19 protein-coding genes are annotated in these 20,386 nt (G+C 65.1%); 9 read left to right on the top strand and 10 right to left on the bottom strand.

Going from position 1 to position 20,386, the window contains the following annotated elements:
- Positions 1-7 precede the first annotated feature (7 nt).
- The 4 genes from ACO07K_RS14720 to ACO07K_RS14735 form a co-directional block, all read right to left on the bottom strand.
- Positions 8-4,114, bottom strand: coding sequence for a beta strand repeat-containing protein (locus ACO07K_RS14720; RefSeq protein ID WP_422029005.1), 4,107 nt, complete (start codon positions 4,112-4,114; stop codon positions 8-10).
- 160 nt (positions 4,115-4,274) lie between these two features.
- Positions 4,275-4,736, bottom strand: a complete 462-nt coding sequence (locus tag ACO07K_RS14725; protein ID WP_296327942.1) for a PaaI family thioesterase — start codon at positions 4,734-4,736, stop codon at positions 4,275-4,277.
- The gene (locus tag ACO07K_RS14730; protein WP_422029008.1) at positions 4,733-5,197 is read right to left on the bottom strand and encodes a PaaI family thioesterase; all 465 of its coding nucleotides are present in this window, start codon (positions 5,195-5,197) and stop codon (positions 4,733-4,735) included. The genes ACO07K_RS14725 and ACO07K_RS14730 overlap by 4 nt, the downstream gene beginning before the upstream one ends.
- Complete coding sequence (locus ACO07K_RS14735; RefSeq protein ID WP_422029010.1) at positions 5,198-6,370, bottom strand: acyl-CoA dehydrogenase family protein; 1,173 nt, start codon at positions 6,368-6,370, stop codon at positions 5,198-5,200.
- A 141-nt stretch (positions 6,371-6,511) separates the two neighbouring features.
- On the opposite strand from ACO07K_RS14735, the gene ACO07K_RS14740 reads away from it, so the two are divergent.
- From ACO07K_RS14740 to ACO07K_RS14770, 7 genes are all read left to right on the top strand, one after another.
- Positions 6,512-7,387, top strand: coding sequence for a branched-chain amino acid ABC transporter permease (locus ACO07K_RS14740; RefSeq protein WP_422029012.1), 876 nt, complete (start codon positions 6,512-6,514; stop codon positions 7,385-7,387).
- A gap of 4 nt (positions 7,388-7,391) precedes the next feature.
- Positions 7,392-8,543 carry a branched-chain amino acid ABC transporter permease gene (locus tag ACO07K_RS14745; protein WP_422029014.1) on the top strand — a complete coding sequence of 384 codons (1,152 nt, stop codon included), beginning with the start codon at positions 7,392-7,394 and terminating at the stop codon, positions 8,541-8,543.
- Complete coding sequence (locus tag ACO07K_RS14750) at positions 8,540-9,298, top strand: ABC transporter ATP-binding protein (RefSeq protein ID WP_422029016.1); 759 nt, start codon at positions 8,540-8,542, stop codon at positions 9,296-9,298. The genes ACO07K_RS14745 and ACO07K_RS14750 overlap by 4 nt, the downstream gene beginning before the upstream one ends.
- Positions 9,299-9,309: 11 nt before the next feature.
- Positions 9,310-10,086 (top strand): ABC transporter ATP-binding protein, encoded by a 777-nt coding sequence (locus ACO07K_RS14755; RefSeq protein WP_298308277.1) that lies wholly within the window; start codon positions 9,310-9,312, stop codon positions 10,084-10,086.
- A 16-nt stretch (positions 10,087-10,102) separates the two neighbouring features.
- The gene (locus ACO07K_RS14760) at positions 10,103-11,947 is read left to right on the top strand and encodes an AMP-dependent synthetase/ligase (RefSeq protein WP_422029018.1); all 1,845 of its coding nucleotides are present in this window, start codon (positions 10,103-10,105) and stop codon (positions 11,945-11,947) included.
- Positions 11,948-12,009: 62 nt separating this feature from the next.
- Positions 12,010-13,212: an ABC transporter substrate-binding protein gene (locus ACO07K_RS14765; RefSeq protein ID WP_422029020.1), complete on the top strand. Its 1,203-nt coding sequence runs from the start codon at positions 12,010-12,012 to the stop codon at positions 13,210-13,212.
- Positions 13,213-13,410: 198 nt separating this feature from the next.
- Positions 13,411-14,607 carry an ABC transporter substrate-binding protein gene (locus ACO07K_RS14770; RefSeq protein WP_422029022.1) on the top strand — a complete coding sequence of 399 codons (1,197 nt, stop codon included), beginning with the start codon at positions 13,411-13,413 and terminating at the stop codon, positions 14,605-14,607.
- Between the two features lie 72 nt (positions 14,608-14,679).
- On the opposite strand, the gene ACO07K_RS14775 is transcribed toward ACO07K_RS14770, so the two are convergent.
- Complete coding sequence (locus tag ACO07K_RS14775; protein WP_422029024.1) at positions 14,680-15,003, bottom strand: hypothetical protein; 324 nt, start codon at positions 15,001-15,003, stop codon at positions 14,680-14,682.
- Entirely contained in the window at positions 15,000-15,317 is a 318-nt protein-coding gene (locus tag ACO07K_RS14780; RefSeq protein WP_422029026.1) for a hypothetical protein, read from the bottom strand. The genes ACO07K_RS14775 and ACO07K_RS14780 overlap by 4 nt, the downstream gene beginning before the upstream one ends.
- A gap of 84 nt (positions 15,318-15,401) precedes the next feature.
- Here ACO07K_RS14780 and ACO07K_RS14785 point away from each other — a divergent pair, with 84 nt between their 5' ends.
- Positions 15,402-16,172 (top strand): SDR family oxidoreductase, encoded by a 771-nt coding sequence (locus ACO07K_RS14785; protein WP_422029028.1) that lies wholly within the window; start codon positions 15,402-15,404, stop codon positions 16,170-16,172.
- A complete protein-coding gene (locus ACO07K_RS14790) occupies positions 16,159-16,917 on the top strand; it encodes a glucose 1-dehydrogenase (protein WP_422029030.1) in 759 nt (252 codons plus the stop codon). Before ACO07K_RS14785 ends, ACO07K_RS14790 begins: the two co-directional genes overlap by 14 nt.
- Positions 16,918-16,991: 74 nt before the next feature.
- Here the strand turns inward: ACO07K_RS14790 and ACO07K_RS14795 are convergent, their stop codons facing one another.
- Genes ACO07K_RS14795 through ACO07K_RS14810 form a run of 4 tightly spaced genes read right to left on the bottom strand, consistent with a single transcriptional unit; the run spans position 16,992 to position 20,324 of the window.
- Positions 16,992-17,876: an alpha/beta fold hydrolase gene (locus ACO07K_RS14795; protein WP_422029032.1), complete on the bottom strand. Its 885-nt coding sequence runs from the start codon at positions 17,874-17,876 to the stop codon at positions 16,992-16,994.
- On the bottom strand, positions 17,876-18,637 hold the full coding sequence (locus ACO07K_RS14800; protein ID WP_422029034.1) for an ABC transporter ATP-binding protein: 762 nt from the start codon (positions 18,635-18,637) through the stop codon (positions 17,876-17,878). The genes ACO07K_RS14795 and ACO07K_RS14800 overlap by 1 nt, the downstream gene beginning before the upstream one ends.
- Complete coding sequence (locus ACO07K_RS14805) at positions 18,634-19,395, bottom strand: ABC transporter permease (RefSeq protein ID WP_422029036.1); 762 nt, start codon at positions 19,393-19,395, stop codon at positions 18,634-18,636. Before ACO07K_RS14805 ends, ACO07K_RS14800 begins: the two co-directional genes overlap by 4 nt.
- Positions 19,395-20,324: an ABC transporter substrate-binding protein gene (locus tag ACO07K_RS14810; protein WP_422029038.1), complete on the bottom strand. Its 930-nt coding sequence runs from the start codon at positions 20,322-20,324 to the stop codon at positions 19,395-19,397. Before ACO07K_RS14810 ends, ACO07K_RS14805 begins: the two co-directional genes overlap by 1 nt.
- Positions 20,325-20,386: the final 62 nt, after the last annotated feature.

Raw genomic sequence — 20,386 nt, forward strand, 5'->3', positions numbered from 1 at the left:
AGGAAACTCAGATCAAGAAGTAGTCTAGGTCTGCGTCGCTGAGCCGGGTCACGCCCGTCAGCTCGATCGACATCCTGGTTGGACTGGACGTTCGCACAGCGGCGTCGGTGTCGTTGACGTAAAGCAAGGTCGCACCGCCACCAGTGACGAAGGCCACAAGCGAATGGGCGTCGATCGTACTCGGCAACGATGTCACGATCTGCAGCGCATGAAAGCCCGTGGTCGACATCTGCGTAAAGTCTAAAACGTCCTCGCCGACCCTAAAGTCGGTGATCGTATCGCGCGTTCCAACGGCGAAGGAGTCGCCGAACACGAAGACGTCTGCGCCGCCACCGCCCGTCAGCGTATCGCCATCCCGGCCCCCGATCAGCACGTCGGCGCCCATCCCACCGAGCAGCCTGTCGGCGCCGTCGCCGCCGGAGAGCCTGTCGTTGCCCGCGCCGCCCGTCAGGATGTTGGCGCGAGCGTTGCCCTGCCCGGTAAAGTCGCCGGTGCCGATGAACTGAAGGTGCTCGACATGGGCGCCCAGCGCATAGCTCGACAGGGTCGTGATTATCCCGTCTTTGCCCCCGCCCGGTCTCTCGACGACCTCGTCTCCCGCATCATCGACGCGATAGGTATCATCGCCAGTTCCGCCGTCCATCTTGTCTTCGCCGGCCCCGCCGTTGAGCACGTCGTTCCCTATCCCGCCGACCAGCATGTCATTGCCGTCACCTCCGAACAGCGTGTCGCTGCCCGCACCACCCCTCAGAATGTTGTCGAGCTCGTTGCCATACCCGATGCCCCGAGTTCCAAAGAACTGCACGTTCTCGACATGGGCGCCCAGCGTGTAACTCGCCAGGTTCGTCGCCACCGTGTCGATGCCACCGTCGGCCATTTCGACGACCTCGTCGCCAGCATTGTCGACGCTGTATGTGTCGTCGCCACCCCCGCCGGTCATGCGGTCTTCGCCCCCACCGCCACGCAGCGTGTCGTTACCGTCGCCGCCGTCGAGCGTGTCGTTGCCCGCGCGTCCGATCAGGATGTTGGTGAGTTCGTTGCCATGGCCCGTGAAGTCGCCGGTCCCGAAGAACTGCACGTTCTCGACATGGGCGCTCAGCGCATAGCTCGACAGGGTCGTCTTCACCGTGTCGGTGCCGTCGTCGGCCATCTCGATGACCAGGTCGTCCGCATTGTCGACACCGTAAGTGTCGTCGCCAGCCCCGCCGGTCATGCGGTCTTCACCCCCACCACCACGCAGCGTGTCGTTTCCGGCGCCGCCGTCGAGCGTGTCGTTGTCCGCGCGTCCGATCAGAATGTTGGCGAGTTCGTTGCCATGGCCGGTGAAGTCGCCGGTGCCGAAGAACTGCACGTTCTCGACATGGGCGCTCAGCGTGTAGCTCGACAGGTTTGTGTTGACCGTATCGATGCCGCCGTTGTCCAACTCGACAACTTCGTCACCTGCATCGTCGACGCGGTATGTGTCGTCGCCAGCCCCGCCGGTCATGCGGTCTTCGCCCCCACCGCCACGTAGCGTATCGTTTCCATCGCCGCCGTCGAGCGTGTCGTTGCCCGCGCGTCCCATCAGGATGTTGGCGAGTTGGTTGCCATGGCCAATGAAGTCGCCGGTCCCGAAGAACTGCACGTTCTCGACATGGGCGCTCAGCGTGTAGCTCGACAGGTTTGTGTTGACCGTATCGATGCCGCCGTTGTCCAACTCGACAACTTCGTCACCTGCATCGTCGACGCGGTATGTGTCGTCGCCAGCCCCGCCGGTCATGCGGTCTTCGCCCCCACCACCACGCAGCGTGTCGTTACCGTCGCCGCCGTCGAGCGTGTCGTTGCCCGCGCGTCCGATCAGGATGTTGGCGAGTTCGTTGCCATGGCCGGTGAAGTCGCCGGTCCCGAAGAACTGCACGTTCTCGACATGGGCGCTCAGCGCGTAGCTCGACAGGTTTGTGTTGACCGTATCGATGCCGCCGTTGTCCAACTCGACAACTTCGTCACCCTCATCGTCGACGCGGTATGTGTCGTCGCCCAGGTCACCCACCATCGTGTCGGCGCCCTGGCGGCCGTCGAGGATTTCGTCGCCGGCGGCGCCGAGCAACCAGTCGGCGCTCTTGCCGCCGACGATCGTGGCGCCCGCGGTACCGACAATCGGCAGGCCCATGCCGATGCCCTGCTGGACATGGAGTTCGGCATCCCCGCGGACCCAGCGATCGAACAGGATGCTGCCTTCGCTCAGGAACCCGACCTTGGTCCAGCCCAGCTCGCCGAGGACGACCCTGTCACCAGAATCGCCGACGACCGTGAGAACATGCCCGCCGCCGGAGGCCGCGCCGACGCCGCCCAGCACCGCGGCACCGTCGATCTTCAGCGTATTCCCACCCGATCCGGTGAGGTCGATTCGCTCGATTCCCTCCAGCCTGCCGGCACTCACGGCGGTCGTCAGGTCGAGAACGAGGCCCGCCCCGGCCAGCGCCAGGGTATCGATTCCGTTGCCGCCATCGACCCGCCGGAAAGTCAGGTCCGCCACCCGGAGAAAATCGTCGCCGGTGCCGGCATGAAACACGTCCGCCCCGCCCCCGCCCGTCAGGACATCGTCGCCGCGCCCGCCCATCAGTACTTCGGCTGCCATCGAGCCGGTTATCGTGACGGGTGCCGTCGACTCGCCGAACGCGCCGCCGAAAACGACGTAAGCCGAGCCGGGACGGTATTCATAGTTGTATTCCGGGCCGAGGTCAGCCTCCAGACCGCCGACGATCAAATCGTCATAGCCGTCGCCGTTCACGTCACCCGCGGACGAAACCGAATAGCCGGCTGGCTCATACGACGGAACGACATCGTGGAGACGAAAGCCGTTGGTGCCGTCGAGGTCCGCAAGTTTGAATTCCGCCGCGAAGCCCGACGCCTTGCCGAAGACCACGTAGGAATAACCCTTCCGGCCTCCGACGATCACATCCGCGAAGCCGTCGCCGTTCACGTCCCCCGCGGAAGAAACTCTGTAGCCGCTCTCGCTTCCACGCTCGCCGTACAGCTTGAAGCCGTTGGTACCGTTCACGGCTGACAGGTCGATGTTTGTGTCGACGACCGCCTTGCCGAACACAACGTAGGTCGTGCCCGACCTGACGATGCCGTTTCGAGCATAGGGCGCGCCGATGATCAGGTCGTCGTAGCCATCGCCGTTCACATCTCCTGCCGAGGCGACCGAGGTGCCACTCCGATCCCCAGCTGCACCGCTTAAGATGAAGCCCTTGTTCAGGTCGCCCAATGCCGCTTGGTACAAGTAAGTCGACGAAAGGCCCGACGCTGCGCCAAACACGACGTAGCTCGCACCGGAGTTGTAGCCGTTCAAACTCGCCCGGGGCGCGCCGACGATCAGATCGTCATAACCATCGCCGTTCACGTCCCCGGCCGAGGCGACCGAGAAGCCGGCCAAGTCGCCGCTTTCCCAGCCCAGCAGGCGGAAGCCGACCGTGCTGTCGAGGTTTCGGAGATCGATCTCGGCGCCGAATCCGGACGCCTTGCCAAAGATCACGTAGCTCCCACCGGACTCTGTGCTGCCACGCGAATCGATCTTGGGGGCACCAACGATCAAATCGTCGTAGCCGTCGCCATTTATGTCGCCCGCAGACGCGACCGAATAGCCGGTCATGTCACCTGCCGCGGCGCCAAGGATCTTAAAGCCGGCCGTGCCGTCGAGAGCGGTCATGCCGATATCGGCGGAAAAGCCAGAGGCCTGTCCGAACAACACGTAGCTCGCGCCAACCTGATTGGAGAGTCCCCGGGGTGCGTAAGGGTCGCCCACGATGAGGTCGGCGAAGCCATCACCGTTCACATCGCCGGCGGACGCGAGCGCCAAGTAACCAGCCAGAAACCGGAAGCCATCGGTCCCGTCCAATGTCGACAAGTCGAAGCTCGGGCCGAAGCCCGACGCGCTTCCGAAGACAATGTAGGAACCGTCCAGGGAGCCGATCATAAGATCAGCAATCCCATCGCCGTTCACGTCTCCCGCCGATGCGACCGCGTGACCGATCCCGGGACCGTACGGGGGGTCTCCGTCGGATGGGCTACTGATCCAAACGCCGTCCGTGCCGTCCAGACTCTGCAGATCGATGTTCGCCGGAAATGCCATACCGCCCTCAGAGCCAGACAAGTCGCCCACGAGATAAAAGCCCGACGCCCCCGCGCCTCGGCTGCAGCGCTCCGTTCATACGATCTGCAGAGGGCAGTCGGCAAGAAGCGTCGATAGAAGTTGGGCGCTGGGGGGTGCGTCGGTGTGAACGCCGGCGGGGCTAAAGCGAGGGCGGGGCGTCGGCGTCGGACTTGACCAGGAAGTGGGCATTGGCGGTGGCGACGGGTCTCGACCGGTCCTCCTGCCAAGCTTCGGCGAAGACATTGACCATGCGCCGGCCCTGTTTGGTCACCTTGGCGCAGGCGATCACGTCGACCGGCCGGGCCGAGCGCAGGTAGTCGACCGTGATGTTGACGATCTTCGGCACCGTCTCGGTCTCCGTCTCCCACAGGAGATGGAAGATCGCGGCCATCTCGAGCATGGCGCCCAGGGTGCCGCCGTGGATGGCCGGCAGGAAGGTGTTGCCGATCAGCTCCGGGTGATAGCGCATTCGGGTCAGCAGCTCGCCCGTGCCATTCTCGGGGGCGATCTGCATCCACCGCGCATAGGGGATGGCTTCGGCGAGACGGGCGACGTTGCCCTCCTTGCGTGCCTCGGCGAGGCGGGTGAGCAACGCGCTCACGGCTTGTCCCCCAGCGGCGGCCGGGTCGGCTTGCCCTTGGTGCCCAGCATGAAGGTGCCGGCGGCCGCCGCGATCGGGTCCTTGGCGTCACCGTGATGTGCAAAGGCGCGGGTGAAGGCGACCGAGCGCGTGATGCGGTAGCACTCGGCCTCGGCGATCACCGGCTTGCCGGGCTCGGCCGGCCGCACATAGTCGATGCGCAGGTCGAGCGTCGCGAAGGGCTCGGGCGCCTTCAGCATGGTGGCCACCGACATGCCGCAGCAGCCGTCGAGCATGGCGGTGAGCGGACCGCCCGCCAGCACGCCGGTCTCGGGATTGCCCACCAGTTCCTCACGCCACTCGAGCTGCATGGAGGCAAAGCCGCGCGAGGCGCCGATCACCTTCAGGCCCAGCGCCTTGTTGTGCGGGATGTTGTCGGAGAACCATTGCTGGAAGAGCGCGATGCGCGCGTCCGTTTCCATCTAAAACCCCATCTGGCGGGCGGCGAGATCCTTCATGATCTCGGTCGAGCCGCCGCCGATCGACATGACCTTGGTCTCGCGATAGATGCGCTCGACCTTCGCGCCGCGCAGGTAGCCGGCGCCGCCGAAGATCTGCATCGCCTCGTTGGCGCAATACTCCATCGTGGACGTCGCGAGGTTCTTCAGCATGCAAATCTCGGCGACCGGCTTCTCGCCCTGCCCGACCCGCCAGGCCAGCAGCTCGAGCGTCGACTTCACCGCGTTGATGCGCATCGCCATATCGACCAGCCGGTGGCGGACCACCTGGTTGGCGATCAGCGGCTTGCCGAACGTATGGCGCTCGCGGGCATAGGCGGTCGCCTCGTCGAGGCAGACCTTGGCGTAACCGCAGGCGCCGGCCGCCATGCCCAGCCGCTCCGAGTTGAAGTTCAGCATGATGCCGATGAAGCCGCGATTCTCCTCGCCGATCAGGTTCTCCACCGGCACCTTCACATTGTCGAAGAAGAGCTGGGCGGTGTCGGAGGCCCACCAGCCCATCTTCTTCAGTTTGGTGCGGGCAAAGCCCTCGCGGTCGCGCTCGATCAGCAGCAGGGAGACGCCCCCCGCCCCCGGCCCGCCGGTGCGGACCGCGACCGTGTAGTAGTCGGCCCGCATGCCCGAGGTGATGAACATCTTGGAGCCGTTGACCACATAGTGGTCGCCCTCGCGCCGCGCCGTGGTCTTGAGGTTGGCGACGTCGGAGCCGCCGCTGGGCTCGGTGATGGCGAGCGCGCTGATCTTCTCGCCGGCCAGGACCTCGGGCAGCACCTTGCGCTTCATCCATTCCGGTCCCAGCGCGGCGATGGGCGGGGCGCCGATCGTGTGGCTGTTCAGGCTGGCATTGAGTCCGCCGCTGCCGTGGCGCGCCATCTCCTCGGCCTTGACGATGCCGAAGAAGGGGTCGGTGGGGACGCCGCCATACTCTTCGGGAAAGCCGAGCTGCAGCAGGCCCGCGGCCGACGCTTTGCGATAGAGCTCGCGCGGGAACTCCTCGGCCTCGTCCCACTGGTCGACATGGGGCATGAGTTCGCGCTCGACGAAGCGCCGGACGGTGTTCCGGAATGCCTCGTGCTCCTCGGTGTAGAAGGGCGACGGCGGCCGGCTCGACGGGATGGCCTGGTCGACGAGCGACATGGAATTCTCCGGTGACGACGTGAGATCAACCAACAGTACAGCGCTGCGGTTGAAAATCCATTGACTCCCCGCAGGCCGGCCATGTCTTATCATTCACGCTAAACGCGAAGCCATCAAACGGCCGGTTTACAGGGTTAGGGAATGCTCGACTTCATCCAGCAGCTGGTGAGCGGTATTGCGCTCGGCTGCGTCTACGGCCTCATCGCACTGGGCTTCGTCCTCATCTACAAGGCGACGGAAGTCGTGAACTTCGCCCAGGGCGACCTGATGATGCTGGGCGGCTTCTTCGTTTTCACCTTCATCGGCCTGATGGGCCTCGACTACTGGCTGGGCTTCCTGTTCGCGGTCTGCGCCATGGCGGTGTTCGGCATGGCGACCGAGCGCATCCTCATCCGGCCGATCCTGGGCTACCCGCAGTTTTCCATCGTCATGGCGACGATCGGGTTGGGCTACTTCCTGCGCTCGGTTGCCGGCATGATCTGGGGCACCGACGACCTCAAGATCGAGACCCCCTTCTCGACCGGCGTCCTGAAGCTCGGCGACCTGGTGATCGCGCACGACAAGCTGTCGGTGATCGTGGCCACCGTCATCCTGTGCGCCGTGCTCTACGCCTTCTTCAACTACACGCGGATGGGCACCGCCATGCGCGCCACCTCGGAGAACATGCTGGCGGCCTATTACATGGGCATTCCGGTGAAGAAGGTGGTCTCGCTGATCTGGGCGATCAGCGCCGCCGTGGCGGCAACCGCCGGCGTGCTGCTGGCGCCGATCACCTTCATCCATTCCAATGTCGGCCTTGCATTGGGCCTGAAGGCCTTCCCGGCGGCGGTGCTGGGCGGCTTCGGCTCGATCCCCGGCGCGGTCATCGGCGGCCTGATCATCGGTGTCATCGAGACGCTGGCCGGCTTCTACCTGCCGCAAGGGTGGAAGGACGTCGCTCCCTACGTCGTGCTGCTGATCGTCCTGCTGGTCCGGCCGCATGGGTTGTTCGGCCCCAGCATGCGCAAGAAGGTCTGAGCCCATGCGTTTTGTTTTCAAGACGGACTACGATCAGGACATCCGCCTGCTGAAGCACAGCGGCTACTGGTGGTCCTACGGCGTGCTGCTGGCGGTGCTGATCGCCTTCCCCTACCTGGTCGGCAGCTATCTGCAGAGCCAGATCGTCTTCGTGTTCATCTACGCCATCGTCGGCGTGGCGCTGATCATCCTGACCGGCTTCACCGGCCAGGCCTCGCTGGGCCACGCCGCCTTCCTGGCGATCGGCGCCTATACCGCCAGCTTCCTGCAGAGCCAGGGCATATCCTTCATCGTCTATTTCCCGGCGGCGGCGATCATCACCGGCGCCGTCGGGGCGATGGTCGGTTTCCCGGCGCTGCGCCTCAGCGGCATCTATCTGGTGATCGCCACGATCGCCTTCGCCTTCATCGTCGAGGAGATCCTGGCGCGCTGGGAATCGGTGACGCACGGCAACGAGGGCATGCGGGTCCGCACCATCGATCTGCTGGGCCAGCCGATCCCGCGGGACGGCGACGCCTTCTACTTCCTCTGCCTGCTCGTGCTGGTGGGATCGATCCTGCTGGCGCAGAACCTGCTGCGCTCGCCCACCGGCCGCGCCTTCATCGCCATCCGCGACTCCGAGACCGCGGCCAAGAGCATGGGCATCGACCTCGCCGGCTACAAGGTGAAGTCCTTCGCCATCAGCGCCGCCCTCACCGGCATGGCGGGCGTGTTGTTCGCCCACAAGATGTCCTTCATCTCGCCCGAGATGTTCACCCTCCTGCTCTCGATCGAGTTCATCATGGTGATCATCATCGGCGGCGCCTTCGGGGTGCATGGCGCGGTGCTGGGCGCGATCTTCATCGTCATGGTCGATCCGTTCCTGACGGCGCTGAAGGACGACGTGCCGGTGCTGGGCGCCAGCCTCGCCACCACGTTCGGCATGGCGCCCGACGCCGCGGGCAAGCTGCGCGACACCATGTCGGCGATCGGCTCGGCAGCCGGCCTCAAGGGCGCGATCTACGGCCTGATCATCATGATGTTCATCCTGTTCGAGCCCTACGGGCTCTATGGCCGCTGGCTCAAGGTGAAGCTCTTCTTCCAGCTCTTCCCGCTCTACAAGAAGGCCACCTTCAAGCGACAGAAGACCTACGTGAAGTCGGAGCGCAACCGATGAGCTTCTTCACGGTCGACGGCATCTCGCTGCAGTTCGGCGGCCTCAAGGCGGTCGACAGCGTGAGCTTCAGCGTCGAGAAGGGCGAGATCTTCACCATCATCGGCCCCAACGGCGCCGGCAAGACCTCGATCTTCAACCTGATCTCGCGGCTCTACGATCCGACCTCGGGCAAGCTTTTCTTCGAGGGCCGCGACATCACCCAGGTGCCGTCGCACCAGATCGCCAAGCTCGGCATCGCCCGCACCTTCCAGAACATCGAGCTGTTCGAGAATGCCTCGATGCTCGCCAACCTGCTGGTCGGACGGCATTGCCACGCCACCACGCAGCTCTGGCAGGAAATCCTGTTCCTGCCGTCGGTGCGCCGCGCCGAGAAGGAACATCGCCGCAAGGTCGAGGAGGTGATCGAGTTCCTCGACCTCCAGGCCTATCGCGACAAGCTGATCGCAGGCCTGCCCTACGGGGTGCGCAAGGTGGTCGAGGTTGCCCGCGCCCTCTGTTCGGAGCCCAAGCTGATCCTGCTGGACGAGCCCTCCTCCGGCCTCAACGTCGAGGAAACCGACGACATGTCGTTCTGGATCCGCGACATCCGCACCGAGCTCGGCGTCACGGTGCTGATGGTGGAGCACGACATGACCCTGGTGAACCGCGTGTCGGACCGCGTGCTGGCGCTGAACTACGGCAAGGTGCTGGCCTCCGGCACACCGGCCGAGGTGCAGGCCCATCCCGACGTCATCGCGGCCTATCTCGGCGCCTGAGAGGAGCGGACATGAGCGACGACCCGATCCTCAAGGTCTCCAACATCGAGAGCTACTACGGCCCGATCATGGCGATCCGCGGCGTCAGCCTGGCCGTGCCGCGCGGCAAGATCATCACCGTGCTGGGCGCCAACGGCGCCGGCAAGACCACCATCCTCAAGACCATTTCCGGCGTGCTCGACCCGCTCAAGGGCACGATCGAGTTCGAGGGCAAGGCGATCCAGCGCATGGATGCCGACAAGATCGTGCGGCTGGGCCTCAGCCACGTGCCGGAAGGCCGCGAGGTCTTCCCCTTCCTGTCGGTGCGCGAGAACCTCGCGATGGGCGCCTTCCTGCGCAAGGACCGCGACGGCGTCGCCCGCGACCTGGAAAAGGTCTTCGTCTATTTCCCGCGCCTCAAGGAGCGCATCGACCAGCCGGCCGGCTCGCTGTCCGGCGGCGAGCAGCAGATGCTGGCGATCAGCCGCGCGCTGATGAACCGGCCGAAGCTGTTGCTGCTCGACGAGCCCTCGCTCGGCCTGTCGCCGCTGCTGGTGAAGGAGATCTTCAGCATCATCCGCCGGGTCAATGCCGAGGAAGGCACGTCGATCCTGCTGGTCGAGCAGAATGCCAAGATGGCGCTGGAGACGGCCCACTACGGCTATGTGCTCGAAGTCGGCCGCGTCGTCATGGACGACACGTGCGAGCGGCTGATGGGCAGCAAGGACATCCAGGAATTCTATCTCGGCGCCAAGGAAGAGAGCGCCCGCGGCGAGCGCCGCTGGAAGAAGAAGAAGAACTGGCGCTGACGGGAACGAGGAAACCATGCCCACCAAAGCGACGCTGACGGTTGCCGAGACCCTGCCCAAGAGCTTCCTGCTGTCCTGCCGGACGCGCGGCGACAGGCCGGCGATGCGCGAGAAGCTCTACGGCATCTGGAACGCCATCTCCTGGACCCAGTGGCTGGAACGCTCGAAGGCCGTCACCTTCGCCCTGCACGAGATCGGTTTTCGGCCCGGCGACGTGGCCTCGGTGCTGGCCAACACCGTGCCGGAATGGAACTACGCCGACTTCGGCATCCTGTGCGCCGGCGGCGTCTCGTCCGGCATCTACCCCACCGACTCCGCCAAGCAGGTCGAGTATCTCGTCAACGACTCGAAGACCTCGGTTCTGTTCGTCGAGGACGACGAGCAACTCGACAAGGCGCTCGACGTGCGCGAGCGCTGTCCCAGCCTGCGCAAGATCGTGGTGTTCGACATGGAGGGCCTGCGCACCTTCGACGACCCGATGGTGGTCTCGCTGGACGAGTTCATGGCGTCGGGCCGCAACTACGGCCAGGGCAAGGACGCGCTGTTCGAGGAACTGGCCGCCTCGCGCAAGCCGGACGACCTCGCCATCCTGGTCTACACGTCGGGCACGACCGGACCGCCCAAGGGCGCCATGCACAGCCATCGCAACGTTGTCTACACGATGCAGAACTGCATGCACCCCGAACTGTCGCTCTCCTGGTACGAGGGGGACGAGCGACTGGCCTTCCTGCCGCTCTGCCATGTCGCCGAGCGCATTGCCGGCAGCTACTACTCGGTCGCGACCGGCGTCTGCAGCAACTTCGCCGAAAGCCCCGAGACGGTGCCCGACAATATCCGCGAGGTGCAGCCCACCCTGTTCGGCGCCGTGCCGCGCGTGTGGGAGAAGTTCTACGCCGGCATCACGATCGCGCTGAAGGATGCCACGCCGCTGCAGCAATGGGCCTATCGGCGCGCGATCTCGGCCGGCCTCGCCATCGCCGATGCGCGGCTGGCACGGCGCGAGCCCACAGCCTTCGAGAAGCTGCGCTTCCAGGCCGCCTACTGGCTGGTGCTGAAGAACATCCGCCGCATGATCGGCCTCGATCGCTGCCGCTGGCTGTTCACCGGTGCAGCACCGATCTCGCCCGAGCTGATCCGCTGGTATCTGGCGCTCGGTCTCGACATGTACGAGGTCTATGGCCAGACGGAGAATTGCGGGCTGGCGACGGCGATGCCGGCGAACGCCATCAAGCTCGGCACGGTGGGCAAGTCCGTGCCCTACGGCCAGGTCGCGATCTCTCCGCTCGGCGAGATCCTGATCAAGGGCGACATGGTGTTCATGGGCTACCTGAACCAGCCCGAGAAGACCGCCGAGACGGTCGACAAGGACGGCTGGCTGCACACCGGCGACGTCGGCCTGATCGACGAGGAAGGCTACGTCAAGATCACCGACCGGATGAAGGACATCATCATCACGGCCGGCGGCAAGAACATCACGCCCTCGGAGATCGAAAACCTGCTCAAGGCCTCGCCCTATATCAGCGACGCGGTCGTGATCGGCGACAAGCGCGCCTACCTGACATGCCTCGTCATGATCGAGCGCGAAACGGTCGAGAAGTTCGCCCAGGACATCGACGTGCCCTTCACCAACTATACCAGCCTGTGCCGCGCCAAGGAGGTGCAGGACCTGATCTGGTCGGAGATCGAAAGGGTCAACGCCAACTTCGCCCGGGTCGAGACGATCAAGCGCTTCTTCCTGATCGAGCAGCAGCTCACGCCCGAGGACGAGGAGCTGACCCCGACCATGAAGCTCAAGCGCTCGTTCGTGAACAGCAAGTACAAGGAACAGATCGACGCGATGTACCGGCCCCAGGCCGCCTGAGCTGGGGCGCTGCGAGGCCACGAAACGGGGAACAAGTAAACAACCTGGAGGAAATCGAAGTGATGCGTACGTTTTGCGTAAAGGCCGCCCTGTTGGGTGGCGTGTTCAGCCTCGCCGCCCTGCCCGTGCTGGCGCAGCAGACCAAGGTCACCAACCAGGGCATCACGCCCACCGAGATCGTCCTGGGCACGCACCAGGATCTCTCGGGCCCGATCAAGTCCTGGGGCGTTCCCGTCACCAACGGCATGAAGATGGCCGTCGACGAGGTCAACGCGGCGGGCGGCATCAACGGCCGCAAGCTGAAGCTGATCGTCGAGGACGTGGGCTACGATCCCAAGCGCGCCGTTCTGGCGACCCAGAAGCTGGTCGAGAAGGACAAGATCTTCGCCATGCTGGCGCCGCTGGGCTCGCCGACCGTGCTGGCCGCGCAGGACATCCTGCTCGAGGCCGGCATCCCGCAGCTGTTCCCGGTCACGTCGGCCGAGTTCACCTACAAGATGGACCCGAAGAACCCGCAGGACCGGCTGAAGTTCAACAACGTGCCGCCCTACACCGAGAGCGTGCGCGCCGGCGCCCGCCACCTGATGCAGGAAAAGGGCAGCAAGAAGCCCTGCGTGATCTACCAGGACGACGAGTTCGGCAAGAACGTGCTCGACGGCTTCAACCAGGCCGTCAAGGACGCCAAGCTGACGGCCGCCTCGGTCACCAGCTACAAGCGCGGCGCCTCGGACTTCTCCTCGCAGGTCGCGAAGATGAAGTCGGACGGCTGCGATCTCGTCGTGCTGGGCACCATCGTGCGCGAGACGGTCGGCGTCATGGCCGAGGGTCGCAAGATCGGCTTCGCGCCGGTCTATTTCGGCAGCACCGCCGCCAACGTCGTCGAGGTTCCGGCGCTCGGCAAGGAGGTGACCGAGGGTTTCTATGCCGTGGGCGGCATGGAGATCCCCTATCGCGACACCTCGACCGGCAAGGCCAAGGAGTGGGCCGAGGCCTACTACAAGCTCTACAACATGGAGCCGAACACCCAGTCGGCGCTGGGCTACAACGAGGTCATGACCTTCGCCCACTATGCCAAGCTGGCGGGCAAGGACCTGACCGGCGCCAAGTTCCTGGCGGCCATGGAGTCGGGCGACGTCTTCCAGGACATCTTCAACTCGCCGCCGGTCAAGTTCTCGCCGACCGAGCACCTGTCGGCCACCGTCTACCTGCTGCAGCAGGTCAAGGACGGGCGCTGGGTCGTCCTGAAGCGCGACCTCAAGAACTGACGCACGTCATCCTCGACGGAAAAGGCCCGGGCCCGTCCCGGGCCTTTTCTTTTGCAGTCCGGAATCTCTCGTTTCGCCGTGCATAATCGCTGCGAAACTGATCTAATTCCGCACAAGTCGCGCAAAGCGACGACGGACCGGGTTGTGTGCGCCACCCGCCGCAAACTCAAAAGAGCGCAGCAGTGGAGGAAACGAACGATGCATTTCAAGGCATTCGCGGTGACGCTTGCCTGCTCGACGACGCTGGCGATCATGCCCGCTTTCGCGCAGACCAAGGTCACCAATCAGGGCATCACGCCGACCGAGATCGTGATCGGCACGCATCAGGATCTCTCCGGCCCCATCAAGACCTGGGGCGTCCCGGTCGCCAACGGCATGAAGCTCGCCGTCGAGGAAATCAATGCGGCGGGCGGCATCAACGGCCGCAAGCTGAAGCTGATCATCGAGGACAGCGCCTACGACCCGAAGAAGGCCGTGCTCGCCAGCCAGAAGATGATCGAGAAGGACAAGGTGTTCGCCATGATCGGCGGCATGGGCTCCGCGCCCGTGATCGCCGCACAGGACATCCTGTTCGACGCGGGCGTTCTCCAGCTCTTCCCGCTGACCGCCGCCGAATTCACCTACAAGTTCGACGCCGGCAAGCCCCAGGAACGGCTGAAGTTCAGCAACCTCCTGCCCTATGTCGAGAGCACCCGCGCGGCCGTGAAATACATGGTCGAGTGGAAGAAGCCCACGAAGCCCTGCCTGATGTACCAGGACGACGAATACGGCAAGAACGTGCTCGACGGCTTCACCCAGCAGCTCGACGCCATGAAGCTGAAGCCCGCGTCGGTCACGACCTACAAGCGCGGCGCTTCCGACTTCAGCGCCCAGATCGCCAAGATGAAGTCCGACGGTTGCGACCTGGTCGTGCTGGGCACCATCCTGCGCGAGACGATCGGCGCCATCGCCGAGGCCAAGAAGCTCGGCTGGGACGTCACCTTCCTTGGCGCGACGCCGACCAACATTCCCGACACGATCACGCTCGGCAAGGACGTGGTCGAGGGCTTCTACGCTGCCGGCGCCTTCGAGACCCCCTACGCCGACACGGCCAAGGGCAAGGTCAAGGACTGGGTCGAGGCCTACAAGAAGATGTTCGGCACCGATGCCAACACGCAGTCCGTCATCGGCTACAATGCCGTGATGACGTTCGCCCACTATGCCAAGCTGGCGGGCAAGGACCTGACGGGCCAGAAGATGCTGGACGCCCTCGAGTCGGGCGACCCGTACCTCGACATCTTCAGCTCGCCGCCCAGCAAGTTCTCCAAGACCAACCACCTCGCGAACACCATCACGCAGGTGCAGCAGGTCAAGAACGGCCGCTGGGTCGTCATCAAGGAAGGCCTGGGCTTCTAGCTGCCGGCTCTGCCACGAATACGAAACCCGGACGGGCGACCGTCCGGGTTTTTCTATGGGCACCCTTGGGGGTCAGACCGGGGGCACCGGCACCTTGTTGCGGCGGAGCTCCTGCTGCAGCACCGGAATGGCAGCGCCGGTCTGGCCCTCGTGGCATTGGGCGATCGCCACGCGCGCACTGAGATCGGCGTCGGTGTCGTCGTTGTCGCCCGCGCTGTCGCCCATGCCGCTCGCGACATACTCGCCATAGGCCCAGCTGAGCTTGGTACAGTAGGCGGCGGCTTGCGCCGCCGTCATGCCGGGCGGCGGACCGCCCGCGGTCTGGGTGCAGGCCGCAGCGAGCAGCGGCAAGAGGATCAGTCCGGCAAACCGGGTCATGTGCAAACGGGTGCTCACGGGGGCGGCACCTCGACCTTGTTGTTGCGCAGCTCCCGCTGCAGCACCGGAATGCCCGCTCCTGTGTTGCCCTCCTGGCACTGAGCGACCGCGACACGGGCGTCGATATCGGATTGGCCTCCGCCTCTTCCGACGCCGCCCATCGACGTGGCGAGGCCGGCGACATATTCGCTGTAGACCGACGTGAGCTTCGCGCAATAGGCCGCGCCCTGCGCCGCCGTCATGCCCGGCGGCGGCCCGCCCGCAGTCTGTGTGCAGGCGGCCAGAACGACCGGCGCCATCACACATCCGAGAATACTCGTCCACTTCGCCATGCAATCCTCCACGAGGATACGCTAACGCAGCACGCGTTTAGCCGCTATGCTCCCATCGCTATGAGCGATGAACTTTCCGGGAGAGTGGCGGTCGTCACCGGCGGCGGTTCGGGCATCGGCGCCGCTTCGGCCGCCCTGCTCGCCGCAGCGGGTGCCGCCGTGATCGTGGCCGACCTGGCCGAGGGCTCTAAAGAGACACAGGTTGGCCGTTTCGTCATGCACGACGTCGCGTCGGAGGAGTCCTGGCAGTCCCTGCTGGCAGACATCCTCCAGCGCGAAGGGCGGCTCGACATCATGGTCAACAATGCCGGCGTCTCCGGCGGTCCCGGCAATCCCGAGACCACGACCGTCGAGAACTGGCAGCAGGTCCAGGCGATCAATTCCGAGGGCGTGTTCCTCGGCTGCAAGTACGCCATCCAGGGCATGAAGCATCTCGGTGCCGGCAAGACGGCCCCCGGAGGCTCGATCGTCAACATCTCCTCGATCGCCGGCCTGGTCGGCGGCGCCGGGCCCACGGCCTATACCGCCAGCAAGGGCGCGGTGCGGCTGCTGAGCAAGAGCGTGGCACTCTACTGCGCCGAGCAGAAATACGGCATCCGCTGCAACTCCGTGCATCCCGGCGGCGTCGACACCGCGATCTTCAACCCGCTGTGGCAGGCGGTCGGCCGCGACCAGGGCAAGGCGTTCCTGGGCTCCCGCCATCCGATCGGCCGCATGGCGGAGCCGCAGGATCTCGGCGAGCTCGTCCTGTGGCTGGCCTCGGACCGCTCCTCCTTCGTCACCGGCGCGGAGTTCACCTCCGATGGCGGCATCACCGCCGGACTGCAGAGGAGGTCGCTCCTTGCCCCGTCTTGAGAACAAGGTCGTCCTGCTGAGCGGCGGTGCGTCGGGCATTGGTGCGGCGACCGCACGCATGATCGTGCGCGAGGGCGGCAAGGCCGTGCTGGCCGACCGCGACGAAGCCAAGGGCCGCGCCCTGGCGGCCGAACTGGGCGACGCCGCGCACTTCGTGCCGCTCGACGTCGTTCAGGAAGAGAGCTGGCAGGCCGCCGTTACGGCCTCGGTCGAAAAGTTCGGCGCTCTGCACGGTCTGCTGAACGCGGCCGGCGTCGGCGTGCGCAACTCGATCGAGGACTGCACGCTCGCGGAATACCGCCGCGTCAACGACATCAACTCGCTGGGCACGTTCCTCGGCTGCAAGCACGCGATCCCGGCGATGAAGGAATCCGGCGGCGGCTCGATCGTGAACATTTCCTCGGTGCTGGGTCTGCGGGGCGCGTCCTACGCCATGGCCTACTGTGCCTCCAAGGGCGCGGTGCGCACCCTCACCAAGAACGTGGCGCTGTACTGTGCCCAGCAGAAGTACAATATCCGCTGCAATTCCGTGCATCCCGGCTACATCGACACGCCGATGATCGCGCCGCGGCTCGACTCCAACGTCGGCAACATGACCGGCCGCCAGGCGCTGGAGGAACTCCACCCGCTCGGCCGCCTCGGCCAGGCCGACGAGGTGGCGCACATGATCCTGTTCCTGCTGTCGGACGAATCGACCTTTTCGACCGGCTCGGAATTCGTCTGCGATGGTGGCCTGACAGCTTAGCGCGTTCAGACGCGCTGGCGGGCGGCAGCGCCTTCAGAGGCGCGAGAGCCCGCACCTCTCCACGAAGGCATGAATCAAGACTTCATCCCCGTGATCGAGCCCGAGACCGCGCGCGGGTCGCGCTTGGGCCAGCGGCCGGCTTCCACCTGGACGATGAAGTCGCCAACGATGCGGTTGAACTGATCGGGATCCTCGAGATTGATCGTGTGGCCGCAGTTCGGCATCACGGCCAGCGCCGCCGTCGGGATCTCGCGCTTCATCAGCATCGACGGCGCGAGGCAGGGCCAGTCCTCGTCGCCCGTCAGCACCAGGGTCGGGACCGTCATCGCGCGCATCTTGTCGACCAGATCATAGAGCGAAGGCCGCTCGCCCTGGCAGCCGAGCTGGGTATTGGCCGATCCCAGCGCCGAATGCTCGGCCAGCGCCTTCTTGAATTCCGCGAATCCGCGCGGGTCCTTGTTCTCGAACTGAACACGCGTCGGGCCGTAGGCATATTTCTCCGCGAAGGCCGCCATCCCCTCTTCGGTGAGCGACTTGGCCACGATGCCGACCTCGGCCTTGAATTTCGCCGTCTCGTGCTTCTCCGCGCCGTACCCGACGCCCGCCACGACGAGCGAGCGCGCCCGCGTCGGATGGCGGAAGCCGAAATGCAGGCTGGCGAAGCCGCCCATCGAGAGGCCCACGACATGCGCCTTGTCGATGCCGAGATGATCCATCACCGCCGCGATGTCGTCGGTGGCGCGGTTCTGGCTGTAGCTCTCGGGCTTCTCCGGCACGTCGGACGGCGGATAGCCGCGCGCGCCGTAGGTGATGCAGCGATAGCGCTGGCCGAAATGGCGCATCTGCATTTCCCACGAGCGATGGTCCGCGGCGAACTCGTGCACGAACACGATGGGCGCGCCCGCTCCCGTCTCCTCGAAGTAGAGCTTCACGCCATCATCAGTCGTCGCATAAGACATCAGTCGATCTCCCTGTCGGCACCGACCAGCCCGCGCAACTCGCGAGCCAGGGCAACGAATTCCGGCAATTGTGACGTACGCGGCCGTGGCAAATCCACCTTGATGTCAGCCGCTATGCGGCCCGGCCGCGGGCTGAACACGAGGATGCGATCGGCCAGCAGCAAGGCCTCGTCGATCGAGTGCGTAACGAACAGCACCGTCGTGCGCTGCTTCTCCCAGATCTGCAGCACCTCGTCCTGCAGCTTGCCGCGCGTCTGGGCATCGAGCGCACCGAACGGTTCGTCCATGAGCAGCGCCTTCGGTCGCGTGGTCAGCGCCCGCGCGATGCCGACCCTCTGGCGCATACCGCCCGAAAGTTCATGCGGATAGCGGTCCGCGAAGCCCGTGAGGCTGGTCATCTCGATGAACTGCGTCGCCGTCGCGCGCCGCTCGGCGGCCGGCGTGCCGCGCGCCTTCATGTTGAACTCGACGTTCTTCTGGACCGTCATCCACGGGAACAGGCCATGATCCTGGAAGACGATGGCGGCTTGCGGAGACGGGCCGTCGAGTTCGCGATTGGCGATCACGATCTGCCCCGCGGTCGGCTTCTCGAGCCCCGCCACCATCTGCAGCAGCGTGGACTTGCCGCAGCCCGAGCGGCCCAGCAGGCAGACGAAGTCGCCGGCATCGCAGGCGAAGTCGATGCCGCGCAGCGCCTCCACCGGCTCGGTCTTGCCGGGATAGATCTTCCCGACACCGATGCATTCCAGGAACTTGCTCATTCGGGCGAAGCCGTGAGGCCCTCCTGCCAGCGGCAGACATGGGCGCGGACCATGCGGACCGCCTGGTCGGCCAGGAGGCCGATCGCGCCGATCACGATGATGCCCGCGATGATGAGGTCGGAGCGGAAGGTGAGCTGGGCATTCAGGATCATGTAGCCCAGCCCCGACTTCACCGCGATCATCTCGGCCGTGACCACGGTCAGCCAGCCGCCGCCGACCGCCAGGCGAAGGCCGGTGAAGATCGCCGGCAGCGAGGCCGGCAGGATGATGTCCTTCATTACCAGGAACTCGCTGGCGCGCGCCGCCCGCGCCACCTTGATGAGAGTCCGCTCGATGCCTCGCACGCCGAAGATCGTGTTGATCAGAAGCGGCCAGGTGCCCGCCAGGAAGATCAGCGCGATTGCCGGCTTGTCGCCGATGCCGAGGAACAGCAGCGCCATGGGAATGAGCGCGATCGGCGGGATCGAGCGGAAGATCTGGATCGACCAGTCCGTCATCGTGTCGAGCAGACGGTAGCGACCGATCATCAGCCCGAGCGGCACCGCGAACAGGAAGGCGAGCGAGATGCCCACGGCCACGCGGCTTATGCTGGCCACCGCATTGCCGAGCACCGTGTCCCAATCGTCGACGAAGACCATCAAGACCTTGGCGGGCGGCGGCAGCAGGACGGGCGGATAGACCTTGGCCTGCACCGCCAGTTCCCAGGCGAGCAACAGCAGCGCCAGGGGCAGAAGCCCCAGCGCCCGTCGAAACGGCATCAGACGAAACCGAGATTCAGGAAGTTGTCCCAGTCGGGCTCCTTCTCGAGCATCTTGTCGTCGATCATCATCTTGGCGAGCGACTTGAGGCCGCTGACGAAGGCCGGACCGGAGTCGGCGCTGAAGAACAGGTTCTTGGTCGAGAGTTCGGCAACTTCCTTCGTCATCTTGAACTGCTTGATGGTGGTCTCGATGGCGATCGAGGGATTGGCCGCCATCTCCTTGGTCGCCTTCACATGCGCCGCCACCATCTTCTTCGTGAGATCCGGGTCCTTCTTCACGAACGCCGAGGAAGCCACGAAGCCCAGGTTGGTCTTGCCCATGGGGGAATCGTACGGCACCCACAGGCGCTTGCCCCAGCCGTTGACTTCGGCCAGCGCGGCGTAGGGTTCGAACACGCAGATGGCGGCGACGTCGCCGCGCATCAGCGGGATCGGCTGGTCCTGGTTGTCCATGAAGGCCATATCGACCTTTCCGAACACGCCTTCCTGCTTCAGCTTCCAGTTCAGCGACACCAAGCCGATCGAACCGTTCTGCACGGCGATCTTCTTGCCGACGAGATCCTGGAAGCTCTTGATCGACGGCTGGGCCAGCACCATCCAGCCGCCATCGCAGCCATTGGCCAGCACCTGCATCGGAAAGCCCTTGGTCGCGACCTGCATGGTGGCGGAGAGCCCGCCATTGCCGATATCCACGTCACCGGAGGCAACGGCCTGCATGCGCTGCACCAGCGAGGGAAACATGACCAGCTCGAGGTCGATGCCTTCGGGCTTGAGCAGCGCCGGCATCAGGAAGGCGGCGTTGGTCGTGGTGGTGAAGGCCGAACCCATCTTCACCTTGCGGAGGTTCTGCCCAAGCGACGCGCGCGAGACGATGGCGGGGGCGGCAAAGGAAGCGGCAGCGGTGGCGAGGAGCTTGCGTCGCAACATGTGTGAATCTCCATGAGCCGCGAAGGCGGCAGGGCAGCGGGGTCGCAGCGCGCTCTGCAATC

Source organism: Reyranella sp. (assembly GCF_965228225.1).
In the GTDB taxonomy this organism is placed as follows: Bacteria; Pseudomonadota; Alphaproteobacteria; order Reyranellales; family Reyranellaceae; genus Reyranella.